The sequence below is a fragment of the Mycobacterium sp. genome, assembly GCF_049585075.1.
In the GTDB taxonomy this organism is placed as follows: Bacteria; Actinomycetota; Actinomycetes; order Mycobacteriales; family Mycobacteriaceae; genus Mycobacterium.
Genome location: NZ_JBAUZA010000167.1, coordinates 1 through 9963, shown reverse-complemented (window position 1 = coordinate 9963; position 9963 = coordinate 1). Strand labels below are relative to the sequence as shown.

Genomic DNA, 9963 nt, shown 5'->3' with positions numbered 1-9963 from the left:
GGACGCGCTCGCGGCGGTCCGAGCCGAGCTTGGCGAACCAGCCGAGCCGCAGTCCGAGGACGACGCTGCGACGGCTGAGCGCAGCAACGATGAAATTGACGAAACCCCGTCGGCGAACACCGCAGATAACGTCTTCTGAATCGTTCCTGTGAGTGATCCAATACGCGCCCGACCTGCCCTGGCGATATTCCCCGCGATAACCTGGGTATAGGTTCACCACAAAGTTTCGCGCGTGAATTAGTCCGCTCTGAGCCCTGGAGCAGCCGCCTACGCAGGAGAGTGCAGGAGATTTCGATGACTTCAGCGACCGTTCCCGGTCTGGATACCGCGCCGACGAACCACCAGGGCTTGCTGTCCTGGGTGGAGGAGGTCGCCGAGCTCACCCAGCCCGATCGGGTGGTCTTCGCTGACGGTTCCGAGGAGGAGTGGCGGCAGCTCTGCGAGCAGCTGGTGCAGTCGGGCACCTTCAAGCCGCTCAACCCCAAGAAGCAGCCCAACTCCTACCTGGCGTTGTCAGACCCCTCCGACGTGGCGCGGGTGGAATCGCGGACCTACATCTGTTCCGAGCGCGAGATCGACGCCGGCCCGACCAACAACTGGATGGACCCGAGCGAGATGCGCTCGACGATGACCGACCTGTACCGCGGTTGCATGCGGGGTCGCACGATGTGGGTGGTGCCGTTCTGCATGGGCCCGCTCGGCGCCGACGACCCCAAGCTGGGCGTGGAGATCACCGACTCCGAATACGTCGTCGTCTCGATGCGCACGATGACCCGCATGGGCAAGGCCGCGCTGGACAAGCTCGGCGACGACGGCTTCTTCGTCAAGGCGTTGCACTCCGTCGGCGCACCTTTGGCGGACGGGCAAAAAGACGTCCCATGGCCGTGCAACGACACCAAATACATCACCCACTTCCCGGAAACCCGCGAAATCTGGAGTTACGGTTCGGGTTACGGCGGCAACGCGCTACTCGGTAAGAAGTGTTATTCACTGCGAATCGCCTCAGCCATGGCTCACGACGAGGGCTGGCTGGCCGAACACATGCTGATCCTCAAGCTGATTTCCCCGGAGAACAAGGCTTACTACTTCGCGGCGGCGTTCCCGTCGGCGTGTGGCAAAACGAACCTGGCGATGCTGCAGCCGACAATTCCCGGCTGGCGGGCCGAAACGCTCGGCGACGACATCGCCTGGATGCGGTTCGGCAAGGACGGCCGGCTCTACGCCGTCAATCCCGAGTTCGGCTTCTTCGGCGTTGCTCCGGGCACAAACTGGAAGTCCAACCCAAACGCGATGCGCACCATCGCCAAGGGCAACACGGTCTTCACCAACGTCGCTCTGACCGACGACAACGACGTGTGGTGGGAAGGCCTCGAGGGCGAACCAGATCACCTGATCGACTGGAAGGGCAACGACTGGGTTATCCGCGAGACGGAAACCAAAGCCGCGCACCCGAATTCGCGGTACTGCACGCCAATGTCGCAGTGCCCCACGCTGGCTCCCGAGTGGGACGACCCGCAAGGCGTGCCGATCTCCGGCATCCTGTTCGGCGCCCGCCGCAAGACCACGGTGCCGCTGGTGACCGAGGCCCGCGACTGGCAGCACGGGGTGTTCATGGGCGCCACCATGGGTAGCGAGCAGACCGCCGCCGCCGAGGGCAAGGTCGGCACCGTTCGCCGCGACCCGATGGCGATGCTCCCGTTCCTGGGCTACCACGTCGGTGACTACTTTCAGCACTGGCTTGACCTGGGTAAGAACTCCGACGAGTCCAAGATGCCGAAGGTGTTCTTCGTCAACTGGTTCCGCCGCGGTGAAGGTGGCAAGTTCCTGTGGCCGGGCTTCGGCGAGAACAGCCGGGTGCTGAAGTGGATCGTCGACCGCATCGAGCACAAGGTCGGCGGTCAGGAAACCCCAATCGGTGTCGTTCCGTCCGTCGACGATCTGGACTTGGACGGGCTGGATGTGGACCCCGCCGATGTGGAGAAAGCGCTTGTCGTCAACGCGAGCGAATGGCGCGAGGAACTGCCGCTGATCGAGGAATGGTTCGAGTTCGTCGGCGAGAAGCTCCCGACCGGCGTCAAGGACGAGTTCGAGTCGCTCAAGCAGCGACTGGCCGAAGCCGACTGACAGCAGTGTTCGCCGGGCCCTGCCCGGTCACCAAAACCCCGGGTCCGGTGACCCGGGGTTTTACTTTGCGGCAGGGTAGCCACATCCTAGGTATCGGCTAGCCAAACTTCTTGTTATGGTGGCGCTGACCAGCAAATTTAAGCCGCGATGCCCGACTTATTGGTAGGTCAGCTATGTTGCTGGATCATCGCTCGGACGGTATCTTTCGACACAGGGGGTGAAAGCGCCCTCGCAGGCTCCGACGATCCAGGGCATGGGCATATGACGAATACGGCCACCGGTGCGGTTGCCGCAACTGCGCCCTCGCGGCCGTTGTTTCGCCCATTGGCGATCGTCGCCGTCATCATCTGCCCGGCGCTGGTGGTGCGATTCACCGGCATCCACCCAACTCCGATCCTGGGCCTGGTCATCTATGGCGCGGCGGTCGTAGCGGCGAGTTTCGTGCTGGCGTGGGCTGCCGAAGCCGCCCAGATCGACGTGTCGGGTGGCCTGGCGGTCGCGGTGCTGGGTGTCATCGCCGTGCTACCCGAGTATGCGGTCGACTTGTATTACGCCTACACCGCAGGTCATGTCCCCGAGTACACCCAGTACGCCGCGGCGAACATGACTGGCTCGAATCGGCTGCTGATGGGTATCGGTTGGCCGGTCGTGGTTTTGATCAGCGTGCTGGTCGCGCGCCGGTCAACGGGCCGCAAGGTCGGCGCATTGGATCTTGATGTCAGCAACCGCGTCGAGATCGGCTTTCTGATGATCGCCGGCGTAGTCGCCTTCGCCGTACCGGTGACCGGCCGCATCCACATCGCTCTCGGCATCGTGTTGTTGGCCTGGTTCGGCTTTTACCTGTACAGACTGAGCCGCGGCGAGGTGGAGGAACCTGAGCTGGTCGGCACTGCCGCGGCGCTGGGAGCACTTCCGGACCGGGCTCGCCGCATCGTGGTGTGCACGCTGTTCATTCTTGCCGCCTCGGTAATTGTGACGTGCGCAAAACCGTTCGCCGAGAGCCTGATCGACGCCGGCACGCAGCTGGGCATCGATCGCTTCCTGCTGGTGCAGTGGCTGGCGCCGCTGTCATCGGAGGCACCGGAATTCATCATTGCCACCATCTTCGCGGCCAGAGGCAAGGGCCAGATAGCGATCGCGACGTTGATCTCGTCGAAGGTCAACCAATGGACCCTGCTGGTCGGGTCGTTGCCGGTGGCATTCGTACTGGGAGGTGGGGGCTCGTCGATTCAACTGGACGGCCGCCAAATCGAAGAGATGGTTCTCACCGCCGTGCAGACGCTGATGGGTGTGGCGCTGATCCTTGGGTTGCGGTTCCGCCGCTCGGCCGCCTGGGCGCTGCTTTGCTTGTTCCTCGTGCAATTCCCGATCACCTCGACGGAGGGTCGGGTCCTGCTCAGCGCTGCCTACGCGGTGATCGCTGTCGCCGCGCTAATCGTTAATCGCCGCCAACTGGCGCCAACGCTGTTGGCGCCGTTCGCCGGTCGCGCCAAGCTGCACGGCGGACACCCGCATCAGCATGCCGAACCGGTGCACGCGCGCTAACGATCAACCAGGCCCTTGACACCTGTCAAGTTTGGCGGCGGTACAGTCTGCGCATGCAGATCCGCGAGCATACTTCCGGTCACGGGGGCGCCAACAAACCCGCCATCATCCTCCATCCGTCCGGCGCGGTCGTCACCTTCGACGAGCTCGAAGCCCGCGCCAACCGGCTGGCGCACTACTTTCGCCGCGCCGGTTTGGTTGAAGGCGACGCCGTCGCGATCCTCATGGAGAACAACGAGCACATCCATGCGGTCATGTGGGCGGCCCGGCGCAGTGGCCTGTACTACGTGCCGATCAATACCCACCTGACCGCGCCGGAGGCCGCGTACATCGTCGACAACAGCGCCGCGAAGGCGATCATCGGGTCGGCCGCGCTGCGCAAGACGTGCGAAAACCTCGCCGAGCATCTCCCTGGTGGCCTACCCGATCTGCTGATGATCGCTGACGACGATCTGCCCGATTGGCAGCGGTACCCGGAATGCGTTGCCGATCAACCGGATACGCCGATCGCCGATGAACGCGAAGGCGATCTGCTGCAGTACTCGTCGGGAACCACCGGCCGGCCCAAGGGGATCAAGCGCGAACTGCCGCACGTCGCACCCGGCGAGGCGCCCGGCATGATGTCGGCACTGGTTGGGTTCTGGATGCACCCCGACGCGGTATATCTGAGCCCGGCGCCGCTGTACCACACCGCACCCTCGGTGTGGTCGATGACGGTGCAGGCGGGCGGCATCACGACCGTCGTCATGGAGAAGTTTGACCCCGAAGGCTGCCTTGATGCGATCCAGCGACACCGCGTCACCCACGGTCAATTCGTGCCGGCCATGTTCACCCGGATGCTGAAACTGCCTTCGGCAGTGCGTGATTCGTATGACCTGTCCAGCCTGCAACGGGTGATGCACGCGGCAGCGCCGTGCCCGGTTGAGATCAAGAAACAGATGATCGACTGGTGGGGGCCGATTGTCGACGAGTACTACGCCTCCTCAGAGGCGATCGGGTCGACGTTGATCAGCGCTGAGGAATGGCTCGCCCATCCCGGCTCGGTGGGTAAGCCGATGATGTGCCAGATCCACATTCTCGACGACGACGGCAACGAGTTGCCACCGGGCCAGGCCGGCGAAATCTATTTCGAGGGCGGCTTTTCCTTCGAATACCTCAACGACGTGGAGAAGACCGCGGCCTCCCGCGATAACCACGGTTGGGCAACCGTCGGCGACGTCGGCTACGTCGACGAAGACGGCTACCTCTACCTGACCGACCGCCGCCATCACATGATCATCTCCGGCGGCGTGAACATCTATCCGCAGGAAGCCGAGAACCTGCTCGTCACCCATCCGAAAGTTCTTGATGCGGCCGTGTTTGGGATTCCGGACGACGAGATGGGCCAGAGCGTCAAGGCCGCGGTGCAGACCGTCGACCCGGCAGATGCCACCGATAAGTTCGCCGACGACCTGATGGCCTGGCTGCGAGACCGCTTGGCGCACTACAAATGTCCGCGGTCGATCTCGTTCGAAGCACAGCTGCCGCGCACCGATACCGGCAAGTTGTACAAACACGAACTGGTCAAGAAGTATTCGGTGTGACGCTGCGCATCGTCGACGTGTCGGAGCCGGTCTCCGAGGTCGACGCTGCGCCATGTGCGGCCCCGGTAGTGGCCGTCGGGTCGCTTGGCAACGCCTCCGAATTCTGGTTGCAGCACGCAACATTCACCCTGACTGAGGACGACACGACCGACCGTCGGGCAATCACCGTACCGTCCGTCGATTCGGCGATCGCCGACCTGGCCGCTCGGATGAACCGGTGGCCGATCGCCGCAGCTGTATGCGACGACGTGCTGAGGTCAGTCGATACGGCCGGCCCGACGCTGGCCGGCGTGGTGACCGAGTCGCTGGCCTACTCCACATTGCAGGGCGGTCCGGAGTTCGCCCGGTGGCTGGCCGAACGCGGCCCGGCCCGCATGCCCGACATCGCCGATCCGGTGCAGGCCGACCGCGACGGCAACACGCTGCGGATCGCATTCAACCGGCCGCAACGCCACAACGCATTTTCCACCGATGCGCGCGCCGCGTTGCTGGAGGCGTTGGCTGTGGCGCAACTGGATCCATCGGTCGACGAGGTCGTGCTGACCGGCAACGGGCCATCATTCTGCAGCGGCGGTGACCTCGCCGAATTCGGCACGTTCAGCGATCCGGCGAGCGCGCATCTGGCGCGCACCCGCCACAGCCCGGCCCTGGCGCTCAATGCGCTGGTTACCCGACTCGGACCGGCCTGCCGCGCCGAGGTGCACGGGCAGGTGCTCGGCAGCGGATTGGAGATGGCGGCGTTTTGCGGACATGTGGTCTCCCGGCCCGACGCAGCATTCGGTCTACCCGAGCTGAGCCTTGGCCTGATCCCCGGAGCGGGCGGCACCGTCAGCGTGACACGGCGGATAGGCCGTTGGCGCACAGCGTATTTGGTGCTGAGCGGCCAAACGATCGATCCGGTAGTCGCACTGGCGTGGGGGCTGATCGACGCGCTGCGCTAATCACGAAGCGGGTTTTGCCAACTTCAGGCGTAGCCTTTCCAGCTGAGCCCACAGTGTGAGTTTCTCCTCAAACGTCAGCTCATCCGGTGGTATCTCGGCTATGCGGTCGAGCGCAGCATCCAACCTGTCAAACGCCGCGTAAATCGTCTTTGCTTCCGTTGACATCATGTGCGGAGGTTATCGCCGGCCACCGACAATTCGACGACACCGCCGAGTGGCCAGTTAATAGCCGCGATTCGCCAAAAACCGCGACATAACTGGCCACTCGGCCGGCGCCTACAGACCGCCCCGGGCTACCAGCTGTGCGGCAATGACATTGCGCTGGATCTCGTTGGTGCCCTCGCCGACGATCATCAGCGGGGCATCGCGGAAGTAGCGCTCGACGTCGTATTCGGTGGAGTAGCCGTAGCCGCCGTGGATGCGTACCGCGTTCAGCGCGATCTCCATCGCGACTTCGGAGGCGAACAGCTTGGCCATCCCCGCCTCCATGTCGGCGCGTTCGCCGCTGTCGTAACGCTCGGCGGCATAGCGGGTGAGCTGGCGGGCGGCGGTGAGTTTGGTCGCCATGTCGGCCAAGTAGTTGCCGACCGACTGATGTTTCCAGATCGGCTCACCGAAGCTCTCGCGCTGCTGGGCGTAGGCCAGCGCATCCTCCAGTGCCGCGGTGGCCACCCCGAGCGCCCGCGCCGCCACCTGAATACGCCCAGTCTCAAGGCCTTTCATCATCTGCGAAAAACCCTTGCCTGCCTGCCCGCCGAGAATCGCCGAGACCGGCGCGCGATAGCCATCGAACGACAGCTCACAGGTCTCCACGCCCTTGTAGCCCAGCTTGGGCAGATCCCGCGACACCGTCAGCCCCGGCCCGTGCTCGACCAGCAGCACCGAAATGCCTTGATGCCGTGGCGTGGCGGCCGGATCCGTCTTGCATAGCAGCGCGATCAACCCCGAACGTCGAGCATTGGAAATCCAGGTCTTGGACCCGTTGACCACCAACTGGTCGGCGCCGTCCGGTAGCGCAGTGGTCGACATGTTCTGCAGATCGCTGCCGCCGCCCGGCTCGGTGAGCGCCATCGTGGCCCGCAGCTCGCCGGTGGCCATCGCGGGCAGATACTGCCGCTTTTGCTCCTCCGTGCCAAACAAGCCCAGCAGCTTGGCCACCACCGTGTGCCCGCCCATCGCGCCGGCCAGGCTCATCCAGCCGCGCGCCAGCTCCTGGGTGACCAGCACGTAGCACGGCATCGACACCGGCGCGCCACCGTACTCCTCGGCGATGGCCAGCCCGTAGATGCCGATGCGCTTCATCTGCTCGATCCACGCTTCGGGATACTCGTTGGCATGCTCGCGCTCACGGACAGTCGGCTTGACCTCTTTGTCGACAAACTGACGCACCGTCTCGACCAGCATCGCCTCATCGTCATTCAGCGCCATGCCGCAATGCTGACACGGCGAGGAACCCGATGACCGTCGGGCCGTACTTCGACGAACTGCAGGCCGGCCAGGTCTTTGCCGGCGCGCCCTCGATGACGCTGACCCACGGGCTGGCCGCCGTGCACCAGAGCATCCTCGGCGATCGGTTGCGGTTGCCGCTGGACGCCGAGCTGTCGGCGGCGGTCACCGGGTCCACTGCGCCGCTGGCCCACCCCGGACTGGTTTGCGACGTCGCGATTGGCCAATCGACGCTGGTGACCCAACATGTGAAGGCCAACCTGTTCTACCGCGGGTTGGCGTTCTACCGCTTCCCGGCTATCGGCGACACCCTGTTCACCCGCACCGAGGTGGTAGGCCTGAAGAAGAACTCGGCCAAGCCCGGCAGGGCGCCCACCGGGCTGGTGGCACTGCGAATGACAACCATCGACCAGGTCGATCGGCTGATCCTGGACTTCTACCGCTGCGCGATGTTGCCGCTGAGCCCGGATGCGGGCCCGAACGACGCGGATCATGCCGACGACTTGTCAAAAGTCGGTGCCGATCTGTCCCCGGCGCCGTCAGCTGCCGACGAATGGGACGGCGACGTGTTCCGCGAGCGGATTCCCGGGCCCCACTTTGATGCCAACCTGACAGGCACCGTGCTGCACAGCAGTGCCGATGTGGTCAGCAGCGCACCAGAATTGGCCCGTTTGACGCTGAATATCGCTTCCGTGCACCATGATTCGCGTATCGGCGGGCGCCGGTTGGTCTATGGCGGCCACACCATCGGGCTGGCGCTGGCGCAAGCCAGTCGGTTGTTGCCCAATCTGGCTACGGTATTGGGCTGGCAGTCCTGCGACCACACCGCGCCCGTGTATGAAGGTGACACCCTCTACAGCGAGCTGCACATCGATTCCGCCGAACCGACCGACAACGGCGGAGTGCTGGGGTTGCGGTCGCTGGTGTACGCCGTCAGCAACTCGCATGATGAGCCCAGGCAGGTACTGGACTGGCGTTTCACCGCCCTGCAGTTCTGACCCGCTAACCGGTGGCGCGCACAATGGTGGCGTGGACACGGTGTCGAACTGGGCCGGCAGCGGGCTGGCGTATTTGACCGGCCCCGCTGACGGGGAGCCGGACTTCTGTCGCGCCGGCGTGCTGGCCGAAGCCCGGAGGGTATCCGCCGACATCGCGCAACTATTCGGTGTCGACGTCGACGCCGCCACCATATTGGCGGGCCGCGCAGCGATCCTTGGGCTGACCCGCCGCGGCCGCGTCTCCGCGGGCGGCGCGACCCGACTACTGGCCACTGCGGACGGCTGGTGCGCGGTGGCGCTGCCGAGAGCGGATGACGTCACGACGCTGCCGGCACTGCTGGAAGCCGATAGCGTTCCCGACGACCCATGGCTTGCGCTTTCTGATTGGGCGGCAACGCGTTCGACCGAGGCCGTGGTGGCCCGCGGCCAGCTGCTGGACATCCCGGTGGCCGGTCTGGGCGAAGCCTGCGCCGAGCCACCGACGGTGCGGCGGTGTTGGAGCGGCGTTGGGCCACGACCGGTGGACGACTTACTGGTAGCCGATCTGTCGTCGTTGTGGGCGGGCCCGTTGTGCGGACAGCTACTCGCCCGCGCCGGCGCTGTCGTCGTCAAGGTGGAAAGCCCGAGCCGACCCGACGGTACCCGGAGCGGCGACGCCGCGTTCTTCGATTGGATGAACTTCGGGAAGCTGTCCTACGCACTCGAATTCGACGACGGCGGTGATGCGCTGCGCCAGTTGCTATCCACCGCCGACATCGTCATCGAAGGCTCTCGACCCGCGGGACTGCGCCGCCGCCAGTTGAGCGCCGACGATCTGCCTGGACGGCCGGGACGAATCTGGTTGCGAATCAGGGGTTATCGTGGCCAGCCTCACCGTGCGGCCTTCGGTGACGACGCTGCGGTTGCGGGTGGGTTGGTTGGTGATGGCACAGATGGGCCGGTGTTCTGCGGCGACGCGATTGCCGACCCCTTGAGCGGACTCGAGGCCGCCCGGGCTGTGGGGCAGTCGCTGCGCCGCGGTGGCGGCGAGGTGATCGACGTATCGATGGCACAGGTTGCAGCAAGGTATGCCGCGCTTCCGCAGGCGCTGTCGACGTCCACCGTGTCTGTCGCGCCGCCCCGGCCGCCGGCGCCCAGCCCGTCAGCATCGCCGCTGGGCGCCGACAACAGCGCCGTGCGCCACATCGTGTCCGAGAGACTCTGTACGCCATGCTGATTCAGCGGGCGACGACGCTCGACGGTGTGGTCGTCGACCTGCGGGTGAGCGCCCGCATCGACGAGGTCGCCGACACGTTAGAGCCGCGATCAGGCGAGGACGTGCTCGAC

The 9963-nt window shown here is 65.0% G+C and carries 8 protein-coding genes; 6 read left to right on the top strand and 2 right to left on the bottom strand.

What is annotated here, in order from left to right; genetic code table 11:
- The first annotated feature begins 294 nt into the window (after nucleotides 1-294).
- The 4 genes from WB785_RS07750 to WB785_RS07735 all read left to right on the top strand — a co-directional run bounded on the left by WB785_RS07750 (nucleotide 295) and on the right by WB785_RS07735 (nucleotide 6193).
- Nucleotides 295-2124 carry a phosphoenolpyruvate carboxykinase (GTP) gene (locus WB785_RS07750; protein ID WP_424078258.1) on the top strand — a complete coding sequence of 610 codons (1830 nt, stop codon included), beginning with the start codon at nucleotides 295-297 and terminating at the stop codon, nucleotides 2122-2124.
- Nucleotides 2125-2385: 261 nt separating this feature from the next.
- Nucleotides 2386-3669 carry a sodium:proton exchanger gene (locus WB785_RS07745; protein ID WP_424078257.1) on the top strand — a complete coding sequence of 428 codons (1284 nt, stop codon included), beginning with the start codon at nucleotides 2386-2388 and terminating at the stop codon, nucleotides 3667-3669.
- Nucleotides 3670-3722: 53 nt separating this feature from the next.
- Nucleotides 3723-5252: a fatty-acid--CoA ligase FadD4 gene (gene fadD4, locus WB785_RS07740; protein ID WP_424078255.1), complete on the top strand. Its 1530-nt coding sequence runs from the start codon at nucleotides 3723-3725 to the stop codon at nucleotides 5250-5252.
- Nucleotides 5249-6193 (top strand): enoyl-CoA hydratase/isomerase family protein, encoded by a 945-nt coding sequence (locus tag WB785_RS07735; RefSeq protein ID WP_424078254.1) that lies wholly within the window; start codon nucleotides 5249-5251, stop codon nucleotides 6191-6193. The genes fadD4 and WB785_RS07735 overlap by 4 nt, the downstream gene beginning before the upstream one ends.
- Here the strand turns inward: WB785_RS07735 and WB785_RS07730 are convergent, their stop codons facing one another.
- The gene (locus WB785_RS07730) at nucleotides 6194-6361 is read right to left on the bottom strand and encodes a hypothetical protein (RefSeq protein ID WP_424078252.1); all 168 of its coding nucleotides are present in this window, start codon (nucleotides 6359-6361) and stop codon (nucleotides 6194-6196) included.
- A 108-nt stretch (nucleotides 6362-6469) separates the two neighbouring features.
- Nucleotides 6470-7621: an acyl-CoA dehydrogenase family protein gene (locus tag WB785_RS07725; protein ID WP_424078251.1), complete on the bottom strand. Its 1152-nt coding sequence runs from the start codon at nucleotides 7619-7621 to the stop codon at nucleotides 6470-6472.
- A gap of 29 nt (nucleotides 7622-7650) precedes the next feature.
- Between WB785_RS07725 and WB785_RS07720 the strand changes: the two genes are divergently transcribed.
- Together WB785_RS07720 and WB785_RS07715 are read left to right on the top strand one after the other, a co-directional pair.
- Nucleotides 7651-8637: a MaoC family dehydratase gene (locus tag WB785_RS07720; RefSeq protein WP_424078250.1), complete on the top strand. Its 987-nt coding sequence runs from the start codon at nucleotides 7651-7653 to the stop codon at nucleotides 8635-8637.
- Between the two features lie 31 nt (nucleotides 8638-8668).
- Nucleotides 8669-9853, top strand: coding sequence for a CoA transferase (locus WB785_RS07715; protein ID WP_424078249.1), 1185 nt, complete (start codon nucleotides 8669-8671; stop codon nucleotides 9851-9853).
- Nucleotides 9854-9963 lie beyond the last annotated feature (110 nt).

Coding starts and splice junctions, on each gene's coding strand:
- WB785_RS07750 (WP_424078258.1), top strand. CDS start 295: ATGACTTCAGCGACCGTTCCCGGTCTGGATACCGCGCCGACGAACCAC.
- WB785_RS07745 (WP_424078257.1), top strand. CDS start 2,386: ATGACGAATACGGCCACCGGTGCGGTTGCCGCAACTGCGCCCTCGCGG.
- fadD4 (WP_424078255.1), top strand. CDS start 3,723: ATGCAGATCCGCGAGCATACTTCCGGTCACGGGGGCGCCAACAAACCC.
- WB785_RS07730 (WP_424078252.1), bottom strand. CDS start 6,361: ATGATGTCAACGGAAGCAAAGACGATTTACGCGGCGTTTGACAGGTTG.
- WB785_RS07725 (WP_424078251.1), bottom strand. CDS start 7,621: ATGGCGCTGAATGACGATGAGGCGATGCTGGTCGAGACGGTGCGTCAG.
- WB785_RS07720 (WP_424078250.1), top strand. CDS start 7,651: ATGACCGTCGGGCCGTACTTCGACGAACTGCAGGCCGGCCAGGTCTTT.